Below are 25922 nucleotides of genomic sequence, written 5' to 3'. Positions count from 1 at the left end.
CGCTTAGAATCCCCGTGCGTATAGCCTACGGCATGGCTTCCCTAGCACGCCGGGGAATATGTCAATGCTTGAGGGTTCTTGAGGGTTTGGAAACCAAACCCCTACAAGATTTTTGTATATTTTCTTTATCGACAGTCTCTTAGGCAGTTTTCGCACTACTCCCCCATCCTTCAATCTAAAATCTAAAATCCTTCCCCATTCACTGCCCGTTGCAATAACTGCTGTGCATTCATCGCCCGTTGGGCTTCGCCGCGATCGCCGTACAAGTCGCGGGCGTATTCGAGTACCCGGCGGGCTTCGCCAAAATTGCGCTGCTGTAAGAAGACTAAACCCGCGCCGTAATAGGCATTGGGATAGTTGGGATCGGCTTGCGCCGACTGTCGGAAGGCTTCTAAGGCGCCGTCTAAATTTCCTTGATGGTAGAAGATATAGCCGAGGTGATAGTGTGCTTCGGCGTAATTGGGTTTGAGGGCGATCGCCTGTTGTAAAGCGGTTTGGGCTTGGGAGAATTGTCCTGTTTCGAGATAAATCAAGCCTAAGTGATAGGACGGTTCCGGGGCGTTGTCGGTATGTTGGATCGCGTTTTGAAAGGCGACGATCGCCTCGTTGGACAAGCCTTGTTCGACCAAGACTAACCCGAGGTTGTAGTGAGCTAATCCGAGGTTCGGATCGAGGGCGATCGCCCGTTCTAAATAGGTTCTGGCTTGTTGGTAATTATTCCCTTCGAGTAAGGCGGCCCCTAAGTTGCCGTAGGCGAGGGCGAATTTCGGATCGGCTTGGATCGCCCGGTAAAAGGCATCGGCGGCGGCTTGTAACTGTCCGTTTTGTCGCAAGGCCAGTCCGAGGTTGTAGTGACCGACCGCGAAAGAACTGTCGATTTCGGTGGCTCGTTGGAAGGCGGCGATCGCCGCGTCTAAATTCCCCGCTTGAATTTGCTCTAAACCCCGATTGACGGCGGCGACGGCAGCTTCTTGTGGGGATTCGGCTCGCGTCTTTGCTCCGACGGGCGCCCCGGCGACGAGGGCGATCGCGGCGATCGTGGCGAGCCAATATCGGACTCGGTGTGGTTGGTATCCCCCGAATTTCATACTTGTTCCCCTTCGACCCGTCCATCGATTTTCGGATCTATCTGAGATCTAAACTAACCTGTCGTTTCGATCGCCGCGCGATCGCGACCCGGGCTATCTGTTGACAACTGCACCCTTTTGCTCCCTCCAATCCCCTCGATCGCCCTTGCGCGACGCTCTGTTCTAAGGGGCGGGCGATCTTGTCAATTTTACAAAAATTTTGAATTTATTACATTTTTTAAATTTTACAAAACTTGATTTAAACTTGTTAAAAAAGCAGAGAATTTTAACTTTCATCCGAAAAGAATACGGTAACCTAGAGAACATAGAGAGAAACGCCTACGGCGTCGCTGCGCTAACGGCAAAGCCATTCCGATCGAGTAGAAAATTATTGGATTTTTGAAACGAAAACCTCTAGCAGAAATTCGATCCATTCCCCCAGAATTTTCACTATTTTTTAAGGTTTGATGCCAAGGAGAGAAACATGAAAGGCAGAGTACCATCCGGCGTCCGTAATGTTGCCATTGTCGGCCCCTATTTAAGTGGGAAAACCACCTTACTCGAAAGCCTACTTTGTATTACGGGTGCCACCAGCCGTAAAGGAAGCGTAAAAGACCGCAACACGGTCGGAGATAGTTCTCCCGAAGCTCGCGATCGCCAGATGAGCGTCGAAGTCTCGGCGGCGAGTACGGAATACAGCGACATTCACTTCACCTTTCTCGACTGTCCCGGTTCGGTAGAATTCGCCCAAGAAACCTATAACGCCTTAATGGGAGCGGGAGCGGCGATCGTCGTTTGCGAACCCGAAATCGCCCGAGTTTTAACCCTCGCCCCTTTATTTAAGTTTTTAGACGATTGGGAAATTCCCCACCTGGTTTTTATCAACAAAATGGATCGGGCGAAAGACAGTTTTATGGACGTACTGCACGCCCTCAAAAACGTTTCGAGTCGTCCCTTAGTTCCCCATCAATATCCCATTCGTAAAGGATCGGATTTAATCGGTTTTATCGATTTAGTCACCGAGCAAGCGTACCACTACCATGCCGGAGCCGCCGCCGACCCGGTGCCGATGCCCGAAGATCTTAAAGTTGAAGAACACTTCGCGCGTCAAGAAATGCTCGAAGAATTGGCCAACTTTGACGACCACTTGCTCGAAGAACTCTTAGAAGAAATCGAACCGTCTCAAGAAGAAATTGTTAAAGATCTGAAAATGGAACTCGGGGCCGATTTAATCGTTCCCGTATTTTTCGGTATTGCCGAACAAGACTACGGCGCGCGCCCACTGTTAGAAGCCCTGGTACGCGAGGCGCCCGAACCGTCTTTGACTGCCGAACGGCGCGGCATCAAGCTGCATAAAGCCGGAGAACCCCTCGCCCAAGCGATCAAAACCTACTATACTCCCCAAGGTGGGAAATTGTCCCTGGTGCGGGTTTGGCAGGGAGAAATTACCGATGGGATGTCGCTCAATGGGGTTCGCATCGGCGGGATTTACCGGATGATGGGACAACAAACCGAGAGTTTGCAACGGGCCGGAGCGGGAGAAGTGGTGGCTCTGGCGCGGATGGAAGGGATTTTGACCGGAGATACCCTGAGTGCGGGGGATGGCACGCTCAAATCGGAGTTGCCGAAAGCCGAACAACTGGCTCCGGTGTACGCGCTGGCGATCGCCCCGGAAAAACGCAGCGACGAAGTGAAAATCAGCGCGGCCCTGTCCAAATTGATGGAAGAAGACCCCTCCCTCGCGTGGGAACAACACGGGGATACCCACGAGATTATTCTCTGGGGACAAGGGGACATTCACTTGCAAGTGGCTCTAGATCGCCTGCGTCGCAAGTACAACTTGCCGATGAATACCCACCTCCCTCGGATTCAGTACAAAGAAACGATCCGCAAACCTGTCGCTAAAATTCACGGACGTTACAAACACCAAAGCGGCGGTCACGGTCAGTATGGCGATGTTTATATCGATATCGCTCCCTTACCGCGCGGCGAAGGCTTTAATTTCAGCGAAACGATTGTCGGCGGCGTCATTCCCAAACAATACATCCCCGGGGTGGAAATGGGGGTACGCGAATCCCTCGAACAAGGCCCCCTCGGCTTCCCGGTGGTCGATGTCGCCGTAGTCTTGCGCGATGGCTCCTATCACTCGGTGGATAGTTCGGAACAGGCGTTCAAAATGGCGGCCCGCAGTGCGATGCAAGAGGGGATGGGTAAATGCGAGCCGATCTTGCTCGAACCGATCGCCTCGGTGGAAATTTGGGCGCCGAGCGATTTTACCTCGAACATGATGCAGTTGATTAGCGGACGTCGCGGTCAGATTTTGGGATACGAACCGATGACCGACTGGAAAGGTTGGGATAAGATGTCGGCGTATATCCCGCAAGCGGAAATGCAGGATTTGATCGTGGAGTTGCGATCGCTGACGATGGGGGTCGGGTTCTTCCAATGGAAGTACGATCGCCTGCAAGAAGTTCCCGATAAAATTAGCGAGCGAGTGTTGTCGATGTTGTCCGACAGTAGCAGTGGCAACACCAAGAGCAACGGGAATGGCAACGGGAAACGTTAAACCCTCGTAAAAATAGAAAATCGGCCAATTTAAACCCTTTGACAATTTGGGGCTTGAATGGGCCGATTTTTTAGGGATTAGATGAGTCAGTGGTGACGTACTCCCGATATGGCTGCAAGCATAGGCTCCGGGCTTCTCCCACCGGCTGTATCGATGACGAGCTGTGGTTTCAAAGCGCAGAATTCGAGCGCTTTATACTAATTATCATTGAGAATTTTCGGCACTTTAAAAAAGTCATCTTCGCGGTCGGGAGCGCTTTTGAGAATTGCCTCGCGATCGCCGAAAACTTGGAGTTCGTCGGAGCGAGTGACGTTGCTCACGTCGATCGCCCGACTGGTCGGCTTGACATTTTCAGTATCTAATTCGCTCAACTGTTCAAAATATTCGAGAATATCGCCCAGTTGGCTGGTAAAGGCAATTTCTTCTTCTTCACTCAGTTCTAAGCAAGCCAAACGAGCAACTTTGCGGACTTGTTCGCGATCGAGCATATCTAAATCAAGGAGAAAAAACGACAGAATTGGAAGGCGATCGAGTTAAAATCCAATTAATATTAAAGGGACTGGGGAGCGGCGATCGCCTTCCACCGCCAACCCCCATCGAACGGATTTAGAAAAAGACATCCATTTTAGAACGACCCGTGGTTTTGAGCCAGTTTTGAGCCTCGATATAGTTATTGGGAGCCAAGCGAATCGCTTGTTTCCAATAATCTGCCGCTTGGTCGAAATGGCCCTCGGCTTCTTCTAAGTTGCCTTCAGTTTTGGCCTTTTCACCGCGATAGTGGTGAATGACGGCGATATTATTGAGGGCTTGAGGCATCCGAGCGTTGAGTTCGAGGGCTTGGTGGTAATATCCCAAAGCGCGATCGTGTTCGCCGTTACTGGTATGAATTAAGCCGATATTGTAGAGAATGTAACTGCGATCGTAAGGGTCTTGTTCGAGTTCGAGGGCTTCGTGATAGTTTTCTAACGCTTCGGCGTATTCGCCATCAGCTTGAGCCGCCATCCCATCGCGATAGTAAGCAAATGCTTCTTTCGAGGCTTGGTTGGTCGGTAGGATTTTGAGAATGATATCGGCGACAACAGTAAAGGTTTTATCGATAAAGTTGTCATTGCGTTGAGTTCTCGGCATAAGGTGTTAGCGGTTTAAGATAGCTAAATGGAAGTTTGCTAGGGGGAAGAGTCGGCGTCTCTGATTTATTGTAGAGAGTCTTCGTCGATCCTGAAAGCGATCGCCGCTCGATTGGCACTCGAATGTTTGGCGAAAAGCTGCCACCCGAACCGACCCGTTCTCGGTGGCGGCGATCGGGTGGGGTCTTGCCCTTTGCCCGCGAACTTAGCTATTGTTTTATGATTGCCCGTGTATTGGATTACCTTGAGAACAACCAGCAATCGCCTGGAGGCTGAGTTGATGGAACAAGTGCTAGCCGCCCACGATATCCCGGCGCGAATTATCGATTTGGGATTGAGTTCTTATTTGGGCGCGGGCGCTCCGGCAGCGTTGCAGGTGCGATCGCGCGATCGCTGGACGGCATTGCTGTTGCTCAGTCCGCTAGAGGACGAACCCGGCGATTCCCTTGAATGAGGTGGGGGCTTTGGGGCAATCCCAAGATCCGACGGCGGAGGTTCCAGGGCAGTTGAGACCCTGTTGTTTGCTTGCAGGCGTAGCTACGCTCGCTGCTAGACGTCATGAGATGGTAACACGAGTTCCTATTTGGCAAGGCGATCGCCCCGAGGCCGTACTCGTCGCCAACGGTTGGGCGGCAACCTGTCGCTCGCCCCGCTTGTTGAGGAGAGCAGAGCGAATCGATGGCGCCTTTGGAGGGTGCGGGCGATCGCGTAGCGTCTCCAGAGGAGAATGGCCGTTCGTGGCGCCGCCGGGGGAATGGAGACGACGGGTTCGCGTCGAGGGGAATCGCAAAACCGTAGCGTTCAACTTGATGGCGCCGTTCGCGAAGCGTCTCCCCAGGAGATTCGCCTCGGAAAAAATTAAGATTTGGCTCGGACTGCTCCACCCGCGACAGAGCAGGTCCGGGACGGTTGAAGGGAAGGAATAAAACGGGCGATCGCGTAGCGTTCCCAGAGGGGAATCGCCGATTCGACGCCCCCATACTTTCGTCCCCAGGAACCGATTTCATCTGTTTACCAAAAAAGTTACCAAACGAGTGAGGAATCAACTGTTTTCATGTCTCTATTTGATTGGTTTGCAAATCGACGAAAATCCGGACCGATTAGTCAAGAACGACAAGAGCGAGAAATCGCTGACGGCTTGTGGACGAAATGCGAAGCCTGCGGCGTTCTGACCTACACCAAAGACCTGCGCGGCAATCAGATGGTCTGTTTGGAGTGCGACCACCACATGCGCGTCTACAGCGAGGAGCGCGTCGCCCAACTGATCGACCCCCAGACCTGGATGCCCCTCGACGAAAACTTGCAGCCTGTAGATTCCCTCAAATTCCGCGATCGCAAACCCTACGGCGATCGCCTGCGGGAATATCAAGACCGCACCAAACTGCTCGATGGGGTCAAAACTGGATTGGGTAAACTCGACGGACTCCCGATCGCCCTCGGCGCCATGGATTTCCGCTTCATGGGCGGCTCGATGGGATCCGTCGTCGGCGAAAAACTCACCCGCCTGATCGAAAAAGCGACCCGCGAACGGCTTCCGGTGGTCATTGTCTGCGCTTCTGGCGGCGCCCGAATGCAAGAAGGGATGCTCAGTTTGATGCAAATGGCGAAAATTTCCGGCGCCTTGGAACGCCACCGCGAAGCGCGCTTGCTCTACATTCCCGTGCTGAGTCACCCGACCACGGGAGGCGTCACCGCCAGTTTTGCCATGCTCGGCGATATTATTCTCGCGGAACCGAAAGCGACGATCGGTTTTGCGGGACGCCGGGTAATCGAGCAGACCTTGCGCGAAAAACTGCCCGAGGATTTCCAATCGGCTGAAGATTTATTGCGTCACGGCTTTGTCGATGCGATCGTCCCGCGCACCCAACTCAAGAAAACCTTGGCGCAGTTGATTTGCTTGCACCAACCTCAATCCTTGCTCTCCCACCGCTTGCCCTTGCAAGAGGCCATGCAATTGAGTTCGACTGGGGACTGAGCGGCGATTCTCCTTTGGAGACGCTACGCGATCGCCTGACTCACGTATCACACAACAAGAAAAAAGTCAAACTATTCCCGGGAAATGGGCGATTGGGCGATTTTCCTTTGGAGACCCGCCGCGAACGTCCGCCCGGTGTAGCCACAGTCGAAGCCCTTCAGAGTAGGAGATCGTCTGCTCTGGAGAGCTTTAGTGCGGGGGATTCTTCTCCGGAGACGATCCGCGATCGCCACCGAAAAGCAACGATCGATGGCCTCGGATACTTCATAAAGTCACGGTCAGTGGCATGATAGTGATATTGAAAACGGCTTAATCTTTATCGGTCAGTTAAGAACCGCTATGGGCTTTGCAGATTTGTCAATTGCTGAAATAGCACGCGACTATAACGTTCCTGTAGAAGACGTACTGCGTCTGTGCGACCAACTCGCCATCGCTTATAAAACTCCTCAAACTCGTCTGGCTTTAGAGGATGCCAAAGCAATCATGAGCGAACTGGTCGCGCGAACGGATGACGATCGCCCTGCGACCTCGGCGTGAGACCCGAGCGCTCGACCGGGCGCTTTTGCGAGCCGTAAAAGCCCGCGACCACCTAAACGGTTGACTTCTCGCGCATGAAGGACACTTGCTCGGTTGCAGGGGGCGAGCGTATCTTTTTTTACCCCAATGGCCCGAACGCCAAGGTGCGATCGGTTCTCAACAGACCGATCGAGATTGAGCCAAGCTGTGTGGATCGTTTATCTACCACGAAATTATCCGAAGTTTGGAAGGAGAACTAGAGAATGAAGCGATTGATTTTACTCGTCGTAGCCACGGTTTTCTTGGCCTTTCAGGTCGCGATCTCCAGCGTAGCGGCGGTCGAACTGGACAAAGGCATTCGTACAGTCCCCCTGAACGAACAGGGAGAAACCACCGTTGCTAGCATCGAACAAATTGAAAAAGGGAAACAGTTATTTATCGATACCTGTTCCCAATGTCATGCGGGCGGTAAAACCAAAACCAATCCCAACGTCAGTTTGGGGATTGAAGATCTCTCCTTAGCCTATCCCCGTCGCGACACGGTGGAAGGCTTGGTCGATTACATGAAAGCCCCGACCAGCTACGACGGCGAGTTCGATATTTCCGAACTGCACCCGAGTATCAAGAGCGCCGATATCTTCCCGGAAATGAGAAACCTCACCGAAAACGATCTCGAAGCCCTCGCCGCTTACATCCTCATCCAGCCGAAGATTCGCGGCATTCAGTGGGGTGGCGGTAAAGTTTACAACTAAGGCTGGCCGCGCCCCGATCGCGATCTGACTGACTCGGGAATGGGATGTTTCTCGATCCGAGTTGTCGATTATCCCTCTCAAGCTTTACTGGTCTTCAGCCGCCCTTTTGTCGTCCGACCGAGCGCAAACGGTGCCGCTATACGTATCTGTCCGCGCTACCGGAGGGCGGGGCGGATGAAGACTCGTAGATTTTGGGAGGGACCTTCGATCTAAAACGAGTTGCTGGGGGTTGCGGCGATCGCGCGGCGAAATCGACCCCAAGGGCGCGCCCCGTGCGAACCCGCTCGGTAAAAATCTCCTGTAAGGTAAAGATGCTGAATTTAATAAAAATTGCGCCATTGATGAGTTTATTTTCGGTTAAATCGGTTAAATCGGTGTTCGTGCGAACCGCGATCGCCTTCGCCTTGGTGGTCGTCAGCGCGATCGCCTCGGCGGCGCCCGCCCGCGCCGAAACGAGCGATCGCTACATTCGCGAATTTTTGCAAGCCAAAGAACCCGTGCCAGTTCAAGTCAACCCCAGTGGCGAAACCCGCTTGTTTTCTCCGGACGACCTCTACGAAGGCAAGCGCCTGTTTATGGATCACTGCATTAACTGTCACGTGGGGGGGTCAACCTTACCCTCGCCGACCATTTCCCTATCGGAAGAAGCCCTACACGGCGCCACGCCGCCCCGGGACAACCTCGATAGTTTAATTGCCTACATGCGCGAGCCGATGAGTTACGACGGCAGCGAGCCGATCTACTGGTGTCGGGAAGTGACCGAACGCTGGATGCCTCAAGAAACCATCGAAAAATTAGCCGCTTTCATCTTGCGCGCGGCCAATGTAGCACCGGGATGGGGTAGCGACAACTTCGATCTGTGAGCTGCCCTCGCCGTTCGGGGCGTTCGCTGAGGATCTCCAAAGGAGAATCGCCGGGGGTCGGACCGCCGAGGGCGATCGCCTCTCTACCACGCCTTCTCGATCGAAATTTCAGACGGCCAAGAAATCTCTTGAATGGGGGACATCCGCAAGCAATTGCGCCCTTCCCGTTTGGCTTGGTAGAGTGCCTCATCCGCTTTTTGGAATAAGGCTTGAGTATCGACGAGTTGGGTGATGTCGCGGTCCTGACTCGACAAGACTTTCGCGATCGCCCCGCCAATACTGATCGCGATCGCAATTTCAAGCCCGTCGGCAGTGGCGATCGGCTGTTCGGCGATCGCCTGACGCAGGGATTCCCCATATTCGATCGCCGCTTCCGGCAACATCCCCAAGGTCACGCAGACAAACTCTTCTCCCCCGTAGCGATAAAACCAACTCTGGGGACGCGCCAGATCTTGTAAGCGCTTCGCCAATTTTTGCAAGATCGCATCTCCGATCGCGTGACCGTAGGTATCGTTAACCCGCTTAAAATAGTCCACGTCGATCACGAATAAGGCGATGTAACTGTAGCTGTAGCCCGTTTCGTCCGGACCGTCGCTGGGGACGATTTGCGGTCGCGCTTGTTCCATCGCCCGCCGATTGGGCAATCCGGTCAGTTCGTCGGTCAACGCCAGGGATTCTAACAGCTTGTTGCGCGCGATTAACTGTTCGAGTAAACTTTGCCGTTCCGCTTCCGACTGCTGTAGCAATTCCTGCAAGACTTCGATCTCGGCATACATTTCCATCGGGTCTAACCCCTGCAGCAAGCTGGTTTGGGTGATGATTCCGACGAGTTCGTCGCGATCGCCGCGCACGACCAACCGTTGAACCCGCAGGTTTTGCATCTGTTGGTGCGCCTCCCACAAAGAATTTTCGCGACGAATTGGAAATAAGGGGGCGCTCATCACCGTTGACGCTCGGACTTGCTCGAAGTCTAAGCCTAAGTTTCTAAATTGGAGGATATCTCGTTCCGTGACAATCCCGATCGGTCGCACGGCTTTGAGCTGACAACTGTCGGCAGACCAGACGCTTAAATTGTCATCCTCGGCGGGGGGAAGGGATCGATCGTCGAGGGGTTCGGCGATCGCCACGCAACTGACATGATAGACGTTCATTAAATGAGCCAAGTGCAACACCGTCGAGGTCGGCGGTGCGTGAATGACGCGCTGACTCATCACTTCTCCGACCCGGCGCAGGCGCATGAAATCGATCGGTTTGAGAACGCTGCGGATGCTTTGGTGGGTCATCAAGCCGAGCAGTTTGCCGTCCTGACTGAGCACCGGGAGGTGACGGATCCGATGTTGCCGAAATAAGCTCAAAATCGTGACGATATCTTGATCTTGGCTCGGCGACTCTTGCAAGGTGACGATCTCGCGGGTCATCACCTCGGAAATTGAGATGCCACTGAGGCAGTCCCCGAGGGCAATTTTGCGAACGACATCGCGTTCGGTAAAGATCCCGACGAGAACCGCATCGCCGATTTCAGAATGAGGACGGTCTACGACCAAGACGCAACTGGCTTTCGTGCGGCTCATTAAGGCGATCGTCTCCTCGATGGTCGTATCCGTCGAGACCGTCAGGGGGTGGGGTTCGATAGCTTGTTTGAGTAAAGGAACGAACATCAATCATTTATCAGTCAGGAGGGCTGGGGGAACGATCGCGAAAACGCGGTTATTGTGTTAGAGCGCGAGTGGCTCGGGATCTGCCTCCGATTGCGCGATCGCCATCGTAATTTAAGTGTATGGGCGATCGCGAGCGATCGACGAGCTTGTCTGTTGCTTCTCCCCGGTTTGACTGAAAAAAACAAATTCAGTTACCACACTTTTTAATTTAAGTCAAGGCACCATTGGCATCACACGAGTCACAAGTCGATCGTGTTTTGTGGGAACGAAGCGGGATAGAATAACCCTTAAGCCAAAATTTCGTTATTTTGTTGGTTGACATAGAGGAGAACGATTTTGAAGAGACTCTTATCCGTTTTTACGTTGGCGATCGCCCTGTTTGCTTTTGCCTTTACCGCCCCCGCTTTCGCTGGCGATGCCGCTAATGGCGCTAAAATCTTCTCATCCACTTGTGCGGCTTGCCACATGGGTGGAGGAAACGTCGTCATGGCGAACAAAACCTTGAAGAAGGAAGCCCTGGAACAGTACGGCATGGATTCCATCGAGGCAATTACCAACCAAATCAAAAAAGGCAAGAATGCGATGCCTAGCTTCCTCGGACGTTTGAACGATAGCCAAATTGAAGATGTGGCTACCTACGTTCTCGAACAAGCTGAAAAAGGCTGGTAAGTTCCTTTTCTAAAACGTGACTCCCAAGTGGAGTGCGACGGAAAAGCCCCTCCTCGCGAGGGGTTTTTTCGTTTTGGTATCCGGGCGATCGCCTCCTCGGTTACGAATGAGCATGGACAACCCGGGCTAAAAAATTAGCCGATAAAAATAACGTTTATCAATCGCGTTGATAAATAAAATTTATAAATCACTGCCGAACGATATCCCCGTGGCGAAGGGCGAACGCGAAAGCGTCTCCAGAGGAGAATCGCGCGAACCTGCGACGCCGCACCGAGAAAACCGTCCCCGTCCGGAAATGCGTTAAGGTAATCCCAGTATTTCGCACCCATTCACCTGACAACTGCCGTGGTTCCCTTACGCGATGAAAACCCAACTCAAATTACCCCTTATGTCACTTACGCCTTCATTGTCGCCAATATCGTTATCTTTCTGATCGAATTAACCGTCCAACAACAAGGACAACTCGATAACTTTTTCCAATGGTGGGCCGTCGTTCCCCAGCAACTGAGCGCCAGCTTTCAAGGAGAGGCGATCGCCTCTCCCGTTCCCGAATGGTTCACCTTATTCAGTTCCCAATTTCTCCACGGCGGTTTCCTGCATATTGCTGGAAATATGCTGTTTTTATGGATTTTTGGCAATAACGTCGAAGAATGCCTCGGCCACGTTAAATATTTAATCTTCTACTTGCTCTGCGGCGTCTTAGCAGCCTTGAGTCAGTGGTATTTCTCGATGGATTCGACTATTCCTTCCCTCGGCGCGTCCGGGGCGATCGCCGGAGTCATGGGTGCCTATATCTTGAGATATCCCCAAGCTAAAATCGTCACCCTCATTCCTCTATTCGGCATCATCTTCACCACCGTGAGAATCCCCGCCTTCTTTTTCCTGGGATTCTGGTTCGTGCAGCAAGCTTTCTATGGCGTCGCCAGTGTCGCGCAAACCAATATCGGAATGCAAGGAGGCGGGATCGCCTACTGGGCTCATGCTGGCGGTTTCGTCTTCGGGGCCATCCTCGGACCGTTATTCGGCTTATTTTCCGAGCGATCGCCCCGTTGAACCACCCCGCGATCGCCCCGGGAATTAGCGGCTGCGGCTGGGCATTTTCGGGGGAAGCGGTCGATCCTGCGGCGGGAGGGAATCCATCGGTTTCTCACCCGGTAACGACACCTGGATCGCGTCGAGGTCGCGCTCTTCAAACTGCACCTCGATATCCGCACCATTGATAACCGCGCCGAGCAATTGAGTCTCTTCCGATTCCGTCAACGGTTCCACATACTCCGTCAGCAACCCACTCGACGTATAGCGCGGTCGGGTAACGACGATCGTCCCGTCCGTAAAGCCTTCGAGCAGCAACGCATCGTTACAGCTACTCAACGAGGGCGCGTCGAGAACCGCGAAATCGAAGCGGAAGCGAATATCTTCTAAAAGCTGGCGTATTTCGCTCGATTCGAGCAGTTCCGCCGCATTCCGAACCGGACCGGGAGAGGGAATCACGTAGAGATTTTCGACATCGGGAGCGAGGTGGATGCACTGATTGTATTGGGCGTAGTAGCGCAAGGGTTCGATCTCCGCTTGAGGATCCGGCGCCACCCGCACGGATCGGGCCGCCGAGGGCGATCGCAAATCCGCCTCGATCAACACCGTCCGTTTGCCCGCACGGGCCGCCGCGATCGCCAAATTATAAGCACAAGTACTCTTACCTTCCGAACGCGCCACACTCGTCATTAACAACACTTTCGGTGGTTTTTCACCCAACCGCCGCAAATTCGTCCGCAGTTGCTCGTAAAACTCCAAATACGGCGAATTTGCATTTAAAATAACGGGCAAAATTCCCGTTCCCTCCGACGGCGGCAGATTCGGCAAAATTCCCAAAATGCGAACGTCCTGCTGTTGCAGCGCCCCGCGAATTTCTTCCATCGTGTAAAACTTGCCTTCGAGCAAGGACAACACGAAAATCAAGACATTTCCCAGTAAAATACCGAGCAATCCGCCGATCGCAAAAATGAGAATAGCTGGCTGGGTTTTTGGCGTAATCTCTTCGACCTTCGGCGGTTGTTTGACCATCAAACTACTCATCGTTTCCGCTTCCGCCAAGCGCGCGTCGGCGAGAGAAGCTTGCATTTGATCGTAAAAATTCTTCTTGAGCGCGACTTGACCCGCGAGGCGATCTCGTTCCATCGTCTTATTCGGAATACTTTCATATTCCTGTTGCAGTTCCCCTTCCGTCTCCGCCAATCCCTGCAACTGCTGCGCTAACGCCTGTCGTTGCGTCTGTAAATTGACCAACGTCTGCGCCAACTGCTGGCGCGCCGGATCGAGACTGCTATCCTTGCGGATTTGCACGTCCGTCAAAATCGGCGCCGCCAACCCATTACCGCCGATCACCTCTTGCGCCCTTTGTTCCAATAACTCGTTATACGCCTCTTGCTGCTTGCGTAATTGGATCATCTGCGGGTGTTCGGCCCGGAAATCTCGCGACAGTAATTCCAACTGGGACTCGACCGCGTGCAGTTTCGCCCTCAAATCGGCAATAATGGGGTCGGCACTGAGGGCTTGCGAAACATACGCCTGATCCGCACTCAAACCCAAACGCCGTTCCAAACTGGCAACTTGTGCGTCGATTCCTTCAAGCTGCAAGCGAATTTGACGCTGTTGCGCTTGATTCCCAACAATCGATTCCGCCAAATTGCCGCTTTTCGCCACTAAAATTGAAACCCCTTCTTCACGCTCGAACTGCTCTAATTCGCTTTCCGCCTGACGTAATTCTTCAATCACTTGCGGTAAGCGTTCTTCAATGGCAGCAATTCGACCGCGCAACGACGAACTATTGATCAAGCGGCTTTGCTCGATCATCGTTTTCATCAAAACACCCGTTACTTCTCCCGCTCGTTGGCGGTTGTCGTCGTCGAAATACACTTCGATAAATGGCTCGCTATCCTCGCGCTCGACAAACCGAAGCCGGGTATTTCTTTCAACAACTTTGGGGTCTTCGTTGACCTGTTTGCTCACCGCTTCGATCACGTTTTCCGACTTCAAAACGCTTTCTGGCAGTTTGCGCCCTTGTTCTTGGATGACGTTTCCAGTTTGCGAAAAGATCACCGGAGGAGTGGTATAACGGAGGTGACCCGCCCCTCGATAGCGTTCGGCTGGCGACGGTTGCATTGCCACAAACCCCGCCGCGCCCAAGACAATGACAAAGGCGCCAAATCCAAACCATTTATATTGACTGAAGGCGATCGCGTAACGCTTAAGAATCGGTAGGGCCATGATACCAGTCGCTCAAAAGCTCGAACGTTTAAATCGAAGGTTGCCAGGTTAAAATAACTTTTTTAGAAACAACTTTTTTAAAAAATTAACTGTTCTTCATGCTCGTGAAAGATCTTCACTCTATTAGTCAATCGTTCTTTTGAAAATACCTTTTTTAAAAAGATCTTTTTAATTATTATTGTCCGAACCCGGACCGAATAAATTGCTCGCACTATCTCTCAAGGTATCGAAAAACAGTAAAAAGCCCAAGACATCGCGGAACGGCTGCGTAAACGTACTCAACGCATACGTAATTTTACTAATCAAATTGCGACCGATCACGATCGCGTCGTGATGCTGGAGCGCGATATCCTGGGACGGATCGCCCATCAACAACTTTTTGCCGTCGATCTCCCGGGTGATGGCTTTCCCTTGTTCCGGATCGAAGCGAACTAATAGAATTTTACCCAGATCGGCTTGTTGTAAGGGAACCGCACTCAAAACATCGGCGATCGTGCTGCCATTGGGCAGGGGCGCGATACTGATTCCTCCTCCAGGGTAACTTAAAATTCGCACGACGATTTGGGGTTGGGCCAAGGTCGAGCGCGACACCAACACGCGATCGTAATACTCGTCCGTATTCGACTCCACCTTCGGCACGAACACCACGTCCCCATCACCCAAACGCAAGTCCGGTAAGGGACTGCCCGTTTGCAGTGACGTGTACAAATCCACTTTCGTCTCGCTCGTGCGTCCGTCCGTCAGCACCCGGCGCACGGTGACCGCTCGCAAATCCGCCTCGCTGGTAATTCCCCCAGCCGTCAGCAGCGCATCCGCCACCGGACGCGGGGAAAAGGGTAGCACTTGAAATCCCGGTTGGGCCACCTCGCCGAGAATGGTCACCGCCACGGGTTGGCGCGCCGCGAGGGTCGAACTCGCCACCAGATTGCTGTCGTAGTTGTCCGCTTGAGCGAAATCTAATTTCGGCACCACCACCACATCGCCATTGCCGAGGCGCAGCTCGTCCAGGGGCGCCCCCGATCGCAGGGGGTCGTACAAATTCACCACCTCTTCGCTGACCTCGCCATTGTCGAGATAACGACAAACCCGCACAGCCCGCAAGTCGGCGATGGGGGTGATGCCTCCCGCCAAGCGCAAGGCATCCGCCACCGGACTGACCGACGGCGGTAAGTTATAAAAGCCCGGTTGGGTGACTTCGCCGATCGCCCGGATCGAGACGGGCTGGGGATTTCCCAAGATCGATCGCCCGGCGAGGCTGCTATCGTAGCCGCGCGCTTCCTGTAGGGACAAGCGGGGAATCGAGATCGTATCTCCCTAAACTAGGGGAATTTCCGGCAAGTCTACCCCTTGTTTCAAGCGATCGAGTAAATTAATCGTGACTTCCACGGGGGATCCATCGGGGAGTAGACGCCGCAAGCGCACGGCGCGCAGGTTGGCGGAGGGCGTCGTCCCCCCGACCAAGCGCAGGGCATCGGTGAGACGCGCGCTTTCCGGGGGCAGGCTGTAAAATCCCGGTTGGGTAACTTCTCCGGTGAGGGTGACGCGCACGGGACGCTTGACCAAGAGGGTGACCCGGATTTGCGGATTGACTAAGTAGCGGTTAAAGGCTTGTTGTAGGGCAAGTTGAGCTTGTTCGAGGGTCAGCCCGGTGAGGTTGACGGTGCCGATTAAGGGAAGGACGATTTGACCTTCGGCGTTGATGGGATTGGCACCACTACGGTCTTGAAAGGGTTGAACGTCGATATAAATTTGATCTCCCGGTCCGAGGCGATAGACGGGATTGGGTAAGGCGGACAGGGGTAAGGGCGCGGGGCCTTCGTCCGGTGGCGCGGTCGGCAGGGCAGGGGAGGGTGCTGCGGGGGGAGGGGCTTGCAGGTTCGGGAGGCGATCGAAGGGGGTTGCTGGGGCGGCTGGGGCGGTTTGGACGGTGGTTCGATCGCCGTCTGCAGGGCAGTAGCGGGCAGATGCTCGCGGCTCGGAAGGTGGCGACGCGGGGCGATTGAAGGGGAATTGGGCGATCGCCGCCAAGGCAGTGCAACTGACTTGAACGGTGGCCAGGGCGATCGCTACGATCGCCCGTCTGCCATCCATTGGAGCCGTGACGTTCGGCGCCAATGGCGATTTTCGGTCGGTTTTTCCTGCCGGGTCGATCGGTTTCACCGTTATTCACTCCCTCGAAACGAATGGGCGATTAATGCGGCTTGGATGTCTTTTCCCAGGGCTTCTGCATCCGCGCGCGATCGCTCTAAATCGCCCAAGGGTTCGATCGGCAAGATCGCACTGACCGCCACCCAGGGAACGCGATCGCCTCGGACTTGGGCGCCTAAATCTCGCCAGAACCAGTCACTCGGGTTCGGTGAGCCGCCCTCGGGCCAAGCGTACCACTGAATCGCCGCATAGGTTTGCGATGGCGTCCAAGTACGGAAAAATCGCGCCGTGACCTCCACGGTCTCATCCCGATTTCCGTTCTGATTTCTGTTCCGATCGACTTGATTCTCTCCCTCGACTTCACTGGAACGCGATCGGGCAATATCTTGCGCCGTTACTGTAAATTCGAGCTGACGCTCCGAGTCCGACTTCCAGCGCCAATAACCGTTGATATCGGTCCACTCGACTTGAGGGCGATCCATCGGTCCATTTTGAACCATAAACATGATAATGGCTTGTTGGCCGTCGCGCGATACCCCTTCGGCGTCGCGTTGCGAACGTCGCACGTCCTGCCGGAACCACTTCTGACCGCTAATGAGAAGTTTTTTACCTTGCAAGGTTTCCCAGTTCGAGAGTTCGACGCCCCGGTGTTGGATTTGCTTAATTTGTTTCAATCGGTGGACGGAAGGGGGTTGCATCCACTCCCATTTTCCGCTCAAGTATCCGGGAATTGTACCTGCTACGAACAGCAAGAGGAGAAATCCGACTAATAATAGTCTGTTTAATCCATAATGGCGTTTTAATTTAGTTAAATCCATTGTGTCATCTTGAAGATCTTACAGTTCGAGCTAGATCATTCTCTTGTCTATTTCTGTGCTTTAATTGATGTTTTAAGTGGCTAAATTTTATCTATAAAGTGGCGAACTTTATGGGTTATTTTAATGCATTTGTGAATATTCTTTTTAAATAAATAGCTTTTACAAATCATCTGTTGTAGGGACACGAAATTGCCATTTACCTACAGAGATTTGGTAACTTGACCTGCTTGATTTCAGATTCAACTGATTTAAAATTGCTCTACTCATACTCATTTTTTGTGTTGGACTTGGGGTCTGGCTGCAAGGCTATCGTGTTGCCCGCACCACAGACTGTTAGCTTTTCCCTGTTGCCTTTTCCCTCTTCCTTCTTCTCTACATTAACCCTCTTCCAGGTCCGTTCCCGGATGGAAATAATCCGCAATCCATTCAATTGAGCCTAATAAAGGAATCAGCAGTCCTAACATACAGGCAGAATAGAGATCGCCGCCCCATCCTTCGTGCAACCAAGCAAAGATTTGCTCGCGCCCCGTCCCGTGAAAGAAGGTCAGCAGGGTATTGCGAATGATGTTGGCGGTGACGCTTAAAATCACCGTGCTGCCTAAAAAGGTCAGGGTTTTGCCGCGCGATGTTAAGGTTCCAGTCCAGTACAACAACATTAAAGCAACGTAGAGACTGGTTAACAACATTTTCAAGCCGGAACAGTGGGGGGCGACTTCAACGATTTTGTCGTTGACGTAGAGGTAAATTTGCTCGACGGTGACGGGGACATCAAAATGGGTCAAAATAAACCCGGCACAACTGGCAATAAAACTTTGTAGGGGCAGAGTATAAGGAGATATTAAGTAAGGGATTTCGTTAGGGGTGGCGAGAATGACGAGTAAGAGGGGGAACTTTTCCAGTTTTAGCCCGGGAATGCCTTTAAACCAGAGACATACGCCGATGAGAACGAGGGGAAAGGATAGGTTGGTGAAGTCGGGTAAGCCACTGAGGTAGAAGATGCCCCCGGTAATGAGGAAGGGGACGGCGAGGGGATGGGTGACTTCGCTGAGGCGGCGCCAGCGCGATCGCGTGTCGGTCCAGGCGATATAGGCGGCGAAGGGCAAGCCAATTAAACCGTGGCTGAAATATTCGTGTTCGAGACTGATATTTTTATTGAGCCAGCCGTCGTACCAGTGGGCGATTAACGGGGCGTAGAGGAGGGCGATCGCGGCGATGACGATCCAGCCGTAATAGCGGTCGAGAAGGGTTGGGAATTTGCGGTCGAGCTGCATGGTATAGCGGGAGGGTGAGGTTAGGAGATGGCGAGGGCGATCGCCTCGACGACCGTCTCGATTTGGGTCAGGTCGAGACCGGGATACATGGGTAGGGATAAAATTTGCTCGCAGAGTTGTTCTGCGTGGGGGAATTGTCCGGGATGATAGCCCAAATGCCGATAGCCCGGTTGCAGGTGGCAGGGAATCGGGTAGTGAATGCCCGTCTGGATGCCTTGGGCTTCTAGTTTATCGTGGAGGGTCTGGCGGTCGAGAGGACAACACTCGTCAATGCGGATGACGTAGAGGTGATAGACGTGACCCGTACCGCTTTGATTGACGATGGGGACGATGCCCAGATCGCGCAGGGGGGCGAGGAGGCGATCGTAGTGGCTGGCGGCAGTATTGCGCGATCGGTTCCAGGCGGGCAAATGGGGCAGTTTGACGTTGAGGACGGCAGCTTGCACGGTATCGAGGCGGCTGTTGGTGCCGATTTCCACGTGGCGATATTTTTGGGGGGCGCCGTAGTTGCGTAAGGTTCGCATTTTTTGGGCGACTTCACGATTGCCCGTCACCAACATTCCCCCATCGCCGATACCGCCGAGATTCTTACTCGGATAAAAGCTAAACGCCCCGGCCAAACCGACGGATCCGGCCTTTTTGCCCTCTCGTTCGGCTAGGTGAGCTTGCGCGGCATCTTCAAAAATGACTAAGTTATGGGCGATCGCCAGTTGTTGAAGTCGTTCGGGACTGACCATCTGTCCGTACAGGTGAACGGGAAGGATCGCCCGGGTCTGGGATCCGATCGCCCGTTCGACAGCGTCGAGGTCGATTTCGGCGGTATCGAGTTCGCAATCGACTAAAACCGGAGTCGCCCCCGATCGCAACACGCCGATTAAGGTGGCGATAAAGGTATTGGCGGGTAAAATCACCTCGTCTCCCGCCTTGATGCCACAGGCTTGCAGACCGAGGGCGATCGCGTCGGTCCCGCAGGCGACTCCAATCCCGTATTCGACCCCGCAGGCGCGGGCGAACGCCGCCTCGAACTCGCCGAGGGCTCGACCCAACACGAAATCGCCGCGTTCGACTACCGAGGCGATCGCCCGTTCGATTTCCTCTTGAATCGGGGCGTGTTGTACCGATAAATCTACAAATGGAACGGAAACTCCCATAGGACTCGTGGTTTTAGCTGGTGTGCAGTGGGTAGCGTTCGCGAAGCGGGGCCATTGCGAACCGTTAAAACGGCTCGTGCTGTAGCCGGGAAGTAGTAACAATCTTTCAAACAGTATCGATCCGAAGTCTTTTTATGCTTACAAACTTCACGACTGGCCAAGACCCCTTTTATTTTAGTCGGGCTAAATCCCCGATCGCCCGCCGTCGGACCGGTCTGAATCTTCCCAAAACCGCACTCTAGTTCTCGATCGCTCCTAACTTCAGTTATGAGCGATTTTGGGGATTTTGAGTAGGTCAAAACCTTGAAGAGTCTGTAAAGGCGCCATTGGAGTTTAAAGCGCCCGTTGACCGAAGCCAACGAGCGATCGCCCCTCCCCAATAGTCTTTTGAACATTTGGCGATCGCCCGATTTTTACTGGCGATCGGAGGGAATTATATTTTTTTGGCGATCGCCCGACGACCCCAATGCTGACAGGCGCCGGGGCAATCGCACTTGTTCGGATTGGGCTTATCAAAACCGTGCAACTTTTGAAACCCTTTTCGCTCCCTTCAATCCCCTGGGTCACTTTAATTAAAATTTATTTTTTTTGCAAAATTTCATTAAAAAATTACACACAAAACTAAAATCTTGCTTTAAAGAAAGATTCTTTACCCTATGAAATCCTAGGATACAATTTTACTAACGACAGAGAATATCCTGTTGCGATCGGGTCGAACTCACCGAGATCGTCTCCAAACAGGAGAACAGTTATTATGTCATCTCCCCTGACGCGCATCTACCTATCGATCGCTTTCTTGCCCTTGACCTGGGCGATCGCCAGCCAACCCGGTTGGAGTCAGTCCGTCGAAGTCCGCCAAGATAGCACCACCGTCGTCACTCAAGACGGCGACCTGTTCGAGATCTCCGGCGGCGATCGCTCCAACAGTGGCACAAACCTCTTCCACAGTTTCGAGCAGTTTGGCCTCACGGAAGGTCAAATCGCTACCTTTGTTTCTCATCCAGACATTCTCAACATTTTTAGCCGCGTCACGGGAGGCGATCCGTCGGTCATTAATGGCTTAATTCAAGTCACCGGGGGCGATTCCAACCTCTTTCTGGTCAACCCTGCGGGCATCATTTTCGGATCTCAAGCCCGTTTGGACGTTCCCGCGTCCTTCACCGCCACCACCGCCGATCGCCTCGGCTTCGGCGATCCGAGCAATTGGCAATGGTTCTACAGCACCGGACCGAACGCCTATGGCAACTTAGAAGGAACCCCGAACGCCTTTGCCTTTACCAGTCTCCAACCCCAGCAGATCGTCAATATCGGGGATCTCGCCGTCGGACGTGGCCAAAATCTCACCTTAATCGGCGGCACGATCGTCAGTTCCGGAACCCTTTCGGCCCCGGACGGTCAAGTGATTGTCGCTGCAGTTCCCGGCGAAAGCATCGTGCGCCTCAGCCAACCGGGAATGCTGCTCGACTTGGAACTCGATTCTTATACGTGGTTGGAACAGTGGTGGGAAAACCCGTTTCGCTTTTATTCCTCACTCCTTTTACCTCGGTTGCTCACTGGGGGCAGTGGCGGCAACGCAACGGATCTTACGGTCAACGACGACGGCAGTATCGAACTGTCCGGATCGGGTTTGCAAGTTTACAACGGCGATCTCGTTGCCAATCAAGTGAGTGCGGATGCGGCGCTGCTGTGGTCGGCGCGCAATTTGACCTTAGTTCGCAGCGACCTCGAAACAAGCGGAACCCTGCACTTGCGGGCGGGCAATGTCGCGATGTTCCGCGACAGTCTCTCGCATCCGTTCGTCGCTCAAGCGGGAGATAGCTTAGAAATTGAGGCGCGGCGCGGCGCAGATATTGAAATTCTCAATCATGACGAGTCCAGTCTCAGCAGTCGGGGCGATCTCACAATTGTCAGCGATCGCCAGATCCGGCTCGATGCACGGCTGTCAAGTGGCGGCGATTTGGCCATTGTCAACCGCAACGGCGAAGCGGCGAACTGGGCAAGCTGTGTTGAGGGAAGCTGTGCGACTCCCACGGTTCTCAGTGCCAGAGGAAATATTATTTTCGGCAATTACACGGGTTCGAGTTTGACCGTGGAAACAATGGGATCGCTCGAAGCAGGTCGGATCTCGTTGGTGGACGGCGATCGCTTGACCTTGAGCGCCGGGGCAGTTCATTTAGAATATAGCGTTTTACCGGGAACCGGATCGGCGGGGAATATCCACGGGAATTCCGATCTGGAAACTGAGGAATCCGGCAGTTTGACCGTTGGTTCGATCGCCGCCGAACAAGCCGCCGTACAGGTGTTTTTAGAGGCGAGAGGGAATGTAAATGCGGAATCGATCGCCTCGAATGGAGGCGACATCGAGTTAGTCAGTCGCGAAGGGGCGATCGCCATCGATCGCGGTTGGCTCGATGCGACGGATGGGGATAACGGCAGTGGTCGGATCTCCCTGAGTGCCGCCACGTCTATCGATCCGGGTTACGGCGCGATCGCCGACGGCGAAACGATTCAGATTGACGGTCCGACGGTTTTAAGTGAAGATACGACCCTGACTACGGGGGAAGGTCTCGGAGATCTGGAATTGAGCGGGTCCGTGGACGGCGATCGCCAATTGATGCTCGACGCGGGAGACGGTCAGATCGCGATCGGCGATGCGGTCGGCGCCCAAACCCCTTTAAATCGACTGATTGCACGCGGGGGGAATATCCGCTTCGATCGCGCGGTCACCGTTGCCGGATCCGTGGCGATCGAAGCGAGTGGGTCGGTTGAATTTCAGCAAAATTTGACCCTCGACCGAGACGGATCGGCGGTGGAAATTGTCGCTAGAGAAGGGATCTCGACGGGCGATATCCGCACCCGAGGCGGCAAGATCGACCTCCGGAGTTTTGACGGGGCGATCGCCACGGAAGGCTTAAATAGTTCGGTGGAATTCGGCGACGGCGGCGAAATTGATTTGAGGGCCGCGACCGGGATTTCGACTGGGGCGATCGCCTCGGCATCGATCGCGGGCAAGGGCGCCCCAGTTACGTTAGTAACGGACGCGAACGATATTGAAGTGGCTTCGATTCGCACTGAAGGCGGTCAAGTTGGCGGCGACGTGACGATTCAAACCCCCAGTCATTTTCGCGCCACGGACTCGTTTATGGCGAGTAATGGCGTAGAAGCGAGTATTTCCACGGCTGCACCCGAAGGCGGTCACGTGGAGATCGCTCACGGACAGGAAAGTTTTGAAATCGGCGATGCGGATGGAGATGGCGCTACACCCAACGGAACGGCTGCAGCAATTACCACAGGTTCCGGCGAAACGCTGGAAGTGAATCAATCGGTGTCCGAGAGTGTCGTTCGGTTGAGTCCCGATGAAATTCAAGACAATAGCAGCAATACTGAGGAAGTAGAGGACGTAGACGACGAAGAAAGCGATTCTGAATGTAGCGATGAAACTCAGTGCGGCGATCGCACCGAGGAAGAGTCTGAAGAAGTAACAGAAACGAAATCGGAAAGCGAAACTGAAACGGAATCGGAAACCGAAACTGAAACGGAATCGGAAACTGAAACTGAAACGGAATCGGAAACCGAAACTGAAACGGAATCGGAAACTGAAACCGAACAACCAACGGTCAACGAGAGCGAATCGACTGGGGAGAATGTAAGTGAATCTACATCCACCTCCTCAGACTCCTCCGAATCGCAACAACCGAGTTCGAGTCCCACTGAAGATTCGATCGCTCCCAATCGCGAAGCGAGTGCATCCGAGCCCCAGCCGAGTGATTCCCAAGCTGCCACAACCGCAAAACCAACCTCAGCAGGGACTCAGAGCGATACTCCTGTGGAGTCGGTCCGCGAACGCACTCCTACAACTGCGGACAAACCAGAAGGAGAATCAAGCGTAGAACCCCAAGTCGAACCCGAAACGCAACAGCCCTCAGCCTCGCCAACAACGACGGAAACAGCGCCCCCGGAGATCGAACCGGAAAGCGAACCCGTCGTGCAGGCGCCTCCCGTTCCAGAACAAGCCAGTGTAGAGAGTACGGCTGTAGAGAGTACACCTGTAGAGAGCCAATCGCAACCCCAAATTACAGTGGTTGACCCCGTACAGATCGATCCGGCGATCGTTGGCGAACCCCCCTCCACGGAATCGGCGAGGGCGATCGCCATTCCTGAAGCACAAAACCCTGAAAATCTGGCAAATTTGGCGATCGATCCGGTACAAACGCCAATTGAAGCACCGCCAGCCCCTCAAGCGCCCTTAGTCACCCCTCAATTGCCTGCGCAAGCGGCGATCGCCAAAGTGCCGGAAATTCCCGAATTGCCGACGATGTTAGAGGGGAGCGATCGCCCCACCATTATTGTCGAAGAGGCGCAATCTGCCGCTACTCCTGCCCGGAATGCAGCCACCCCAACCCAAGCAACTGCGCTAGAAACCGATAATACGAGTGTCGTCCTCAATTCCAACAACGTCGAGGCGATCGCCACTGGAGTAGAGGCGATCGCAGAAAGCACCTTAGAACCCGAGTCTCGCCTAGAGATCGCAGACATCGAATGGATGCGAACTCTAGAATTCAGCAACTCATTAGGAATTTCCACCGAGAAAAACTCGCGCCAGAGTACCAACGTCCGCGAATATCTCAGCGCGATCGCCCAACAAACTAATCTCAAACCTGCGGTTATTTACGTTATTTCCCTCCCTGACGCCCTCGAATTAGTCGTTATCACCGCAGAAGGTCATCCGATCGCTCACCGCATTCCCGGCGCCAACCGTCTCGCCTTGAGACACGAGGTGACCCGCTTGCTCTCGGAGTTAACCAATCCGCGCAAAATTCACACCGAAAGTTACCTCGGGCCGTCGAGACAACTCTACAATTGGCTGATTGCCCCCCTCGAACAGCAACTCGGAGAACGAGGGGTCAACTTGCTCATGTTTTCCCTCGATGCTGGATTGCGCGCCATTCCCCTCGCGGCCCTTCACGACGGCGAACAGTTTTTAATCGAAAAATATCGTCTCGGTTTAATTCCCAGCGTCACCCTCACCGATGCGACTTATCAAAATTTAAAAGAACTTCCGGTGTTAGCGATGGGGGCTTCAGAATTTCAAGACCCCAATATGTTGCCCCTTCCTGCCGTCCCTTCCGAACTATCGACGATTGCCGGGAACTTATGGCCTGGAGAAGCCTTTTTAAACGAAGAATTTACCCTTAAAAACTTTGAGGAACAGCGCGATCGCGATCGCTTTGGAATCGTTCATTTAGCCACCCACGTTTGGTTCGAGTCAAAAAACGAACGCCGTCAGTCTTACATTCAATTTTGGGATGGTCGTTTATCTTTAGATCGATTAGGAGAATTGGGTTTCAAGCAGCAACCTGTAGAATTATTAGTGTTGAGTGCTTGCGAAACAGCAGTGGGAACGGAAGAAGCTGAATTAGGTTTTGCCGGATTAGCCGTCAAAATGGGTGCCAAATCGGTTTTAGCCAGTTTGTGGCAAGTAGATGATGAAGGCACTTTAGGGCTGATGAGTGAATTTTACCGACAATTGAGCCTCCAAGACCAAACCATCAAAACCGAGGCACTCCGACAAGCTCAATTAGCCATGTTACGCGGTGAGGTGCGGATTGAAAACGGTCATTTAATGACAGTTCGCGGTTCTCTAGAATTACCGCAAGAGGTGACAGGAAATATCGGCGATCTGACTTTTTCTCATCCCTACTTTTGGGCAGCTTTTACAATGATTGGAACTCCCTGGTAAACCCTGTGGTGCAAGCAAGATGTTTGCCGGGGAGTAGGGAATCAGAAATCAGGATCCCTCAAAACCTTTTGGTGTCCTCATCAAGTCCACCTCCCCCAAGTCTAGAACGGGCATCTTGCAAGGGAGTTGAATTTATCAATTAAGGCTAGAGAATAGCTGTCCTCAAACGATTTTATTTTTTCCCCTCCCAGGATTTAGAAATCCCCGACTATCGATCGCCTTGCGATCGCCAATGGCTCATTTCAAAGGAACCAGAAGTGCGATCGAATGAAGATGGATAAAAAGATTTCTTAAGAATCGGACAAATTGAAAAATCGCGTTTATGCTTGTAGAGAAA

Annotated in this window: 21 protein-coding genes; 11 read left to right on the top strand and 10 right to left on the bottom strand. The window is 53.3% G+C overall.

The window, feature by feature from the left end:
• Positions 1-182: 182 nt before the first annotated feature.
• Positions 183-1088: a tetratricopeptide repeat protein gene (locus JJD41_RS09625; RefSeq protein WP_200665724.1), complete on the bottom strand. Its 906-nt coding sequence runs from the start codon at positions 1086-1088 to the stop codon at positions 183-185.
• Positions 1089-1551: 463 nt separating this feature from the next.
• Between JJD41_RS09625 and JJD41_RS09620 the strand changes: the two genes are divergently transcribed.
• A complete protein-coding gene (locus JJD41_RS09620) occupies positions 1552-3633 on the top strand; it encodes an elongation factor G (protein WP_200665723.1) in 2082 nt (693 codons plus the stop codon).
• A 197-nt stretch (positions 3634-3830) separates the two neighbouring features.
• On the opposite strand, the gene gatC is transcribed toward JJD41_RS09620, so the two are convergent.
• Positions 3831-4121: an Asp-tRNA(Asn)/Glu-tRNA(Gln) amidotransferase subunit GatC gene (gene gatC, locus JJD41_RS09615; RefSeq protein WP_200665722.1), complete on the bottom strand. Its 291-nt coding sequence runs from the start codon at positions 4119-4121 to the stop codon at positions 3831-3833.
• A 118-nt stretch (positions 4122-4239) separates the two neighbouring features.
• The gene (locus JJD41_RS09610; protein WP_200665721.1) at positions 4240-4761 is read right to left on the bottom strand and encodes a photosystem I assembly protein Ycf3; all 522 of its coding nucleotides are present in this window, start codon (positions 4759-4761) and stop codon (positions 4240-4242) included.
• Between the two features lie 228 nt (positions 4762-4989).
• Here JJD41_RS09610 and JJD41_RS09605 point away from each other — a divergent pair, with 228 nt between their 5' ends.
• The 6 genes from JJD41_RS09605 to psbV2 all read left to right on the top strand — a co-directional run bounded on the left by JJD41_RS09605 (position 4990) and on the right by psbV2 (position 8866).
• Positions 4990-5214, top strand: a complete 225-nt coding sequence (locus JJD41_RS09605; protein ID WP_200665720.1) for a putative signal transducing protein — start codon at positions 4990-4992, stop codon at positions 5212-5214.
• 109 nt (positions 5215-5323) lie between these two features.
• The gene (locus tag JJD41_RS09600) at positions 5324-5686 is read left to right on the top strand and encodes a hypothetical protein (RefSeq protein WP_200665719.1); all 363 of its coding nucleotides are present in this window, start codon (positions 5324-5326) and stop codon (positions 5684-5686) included.
• Positions 5687-5814: 128 nt separating this feature from the next.
• Positions 5815-6735, top strand: coding sequence for an acetyl-CoA carboxylase, carboxyltransferase subunit beta (gene accD, locus JJD41_RS09595; RefSeq protein WP_200665718.1), 921 nt, complete (start codon positions 5815-5817; stop codon positions 6733-6735).
• A 339-nt stretch (positions 6736-7074) separates the two neighbouring features.
• A complete protein-coding gene (locus tag JJD41_RS09590; protein ID WP_200665717.1) occupies positions 7075-7272 on the top strand; it encodes a translation initiation factor IF-2 in 198 nt (65 codons plus the stop codon).
• Positions 7273-7514: 242 nt separating this feature from the next.
• A complete protein-coding gene (gene psbV / locus JJD41_RS09585) occupies positions 7515-8003 on the top strand; it encodes a photosystem II cytochrome c-550 (RefSeq protein WP_168569668.1) in 489 nt (162 codons plus the stop codon).
• Between the two features lie 341 nt (positions 8004-8344).
• Positions 8345-8866, top strand: coding sequence for a photosystem II cytochrome PsbV2 (psbV2, locus tag JJD41_RS09580; RefSeq protein WP_200665716.1), 522 nt, complete (start codon positions 8345-8347; stop codon positions 8864-8866).
• Positions 8867-8949: 83 nt separating this feature from the next.
• Here psbV2 and JJD41_RS09575 read toward each other — a convergent pair whose 3' ends face one another.
• Positions 8950-10524, bottom strand: a complete 1575-nt coding sequence (locus JJD41_RS09575; RefSeq protein WP_200665715.1) for a diguanylate cyclase — start codon at positions 10522-10524, stop codon at positions 8950-8952.
• 336 nt (positions 10525-10860) lie between these two features.
• On the opposite strand from JJD41_RS09575, the gene petJ reads away from it, so the two are divergent.
• Entirely contained in the window at positions 10861-11193 is a 333-nt protein-coding gene (petJ, locus tag JJD41_RS09570; protein WP_168569665.1) for a cytochrome c6 PetJ, read from the top strand.
• Between the two features lie 345 nt (positions 11194-11538).
• Positions 11539-12246, top strand: coding sequence for a rhomboid family intramembrane serine protease (locus tag JJD41_RS09565; RefSeq protein WP_200665714.1), 708 nt, complete (start codon positions 11539-11541; stop codon positions 12244-12246).
• A gap of 24 nt (positions 12247-12270) precedes the next feature.
• Here the strand turns inward: JJD41_RS09565 and JJD41_RS09560 are convergent, their stop codons facing one another.
• From JJD41_RS09560 to JJD41_RS09535, 6 genes are all read right to left on the bottom strand, one after another.
• Entirely contained in the window at positions 12271-14457 is a 2187-nt protein-coding gene (locus tag JJD41_RS09560; protein WP_200665713.1) for a GumC family protein, read from the bottom strand.
• Between the two features lie 168 nt (positions 14458-14625).
• The gene (locus tag JJD41_RS09555) at positions 14626-15747 is read right to left on the bottom strand and encodes a polysaccharide biosynthesis/export family protein (protein WP_200665712.1); all 1122 of its coding nucleotides are present in this window, start codon (positions 15745-15747) and stop codon (positions 14626-14628) included.
• Positions 15748-15771: 24 nt separating this feature from the next.
• A complete protein-coding gene (locus JJD41_RS09550; RefSeq protein WP_200665711.1) occupies positions 15772-16617 on the bottom strand; it encodes a polysaccharide biosynthesis/export family protein in 846 nt (281 codons plus the stop codon).
• A gap of 2 nt (positions 16618-16619) precedes the next feature.
• A complete protein-coding gene (locus JJD41_RS09545; RefSeq protein WP_200665710.1) occupies positions 16620-17423 on the bottom strand; it encodes a cyanoexosortase B system-associated protein in 804 nt (267 codons plus the stop codon).
• A gap of 377 nt (positions 17424-17800) precedes the next feature.
• Entirely contained in the window at positions 17801-18694 is an 894-nt protein-coding gene (gene crtB, locus JJD41_RS09540; protein WP_200665709.1) for a cyanoexosortase B, read from the bottom strand.
• Positions 18695-18714: 20 nt separating this feature from the next.
• Entirely contained in the window at positions 18715-19845 is a 1131-nt protein-coding gene (locus JJD41_RS09535; RefSeq protein ID WP_200665708.1) for a DegT/DnrJ/EryC1/StrS family aminotransferase, read from the bottom strand.
• Between the two features lie 345 nt (positions 19846-20190).
• Here JJD41_RS09535 and JJD41_RS09530 point away from each other — a divergent pair, with 345 nt between their 5' ends.
• Together JJD41_RS09530 and JJD41_RS09525 are read left to right on the top strand one after the other, a co-directional pair.
• Complete coding sequence (locus JJD41_RS09530; RefSeq protein ID WP_200665707.1) at positions 20191-20421, top strand: hypothetical protein; 231 nt, start codon at positions 20191-20193, stop codon at positions 20419-20421.
• A 178-nt stretch (positions 20422-20599) separates the two neighbouring features.
• Positions 20600-25585 (top strand): CHAT domain-containing protein, encoded by a 4986-nt coding sequence (locus JJD41_RS09525; protein WP_200665706.1) that lies wholly within the window; start codon positions 20600-20602, stop codon positions 25583-25585.
• Positions 25586-25922: the final 337 nt, after the last annotated feature.

The sequence above is a fragment of the Oxynema mangrovii CENA135 genome (assembly GCF_016632315.1).
Classification (GTDB): domain Bacteria; phylum Cyanobacteriota; class Cyanobacteriia; order Cyanobacteriales; family Laspinemataceae; genus Oxynema; species Oxynema aestuarii.
The sequence above is the reverse complement of the archived record's forward strand: the minus strand, read 5'-3'. Positions and strand labels throughout refer to the sequence as shown.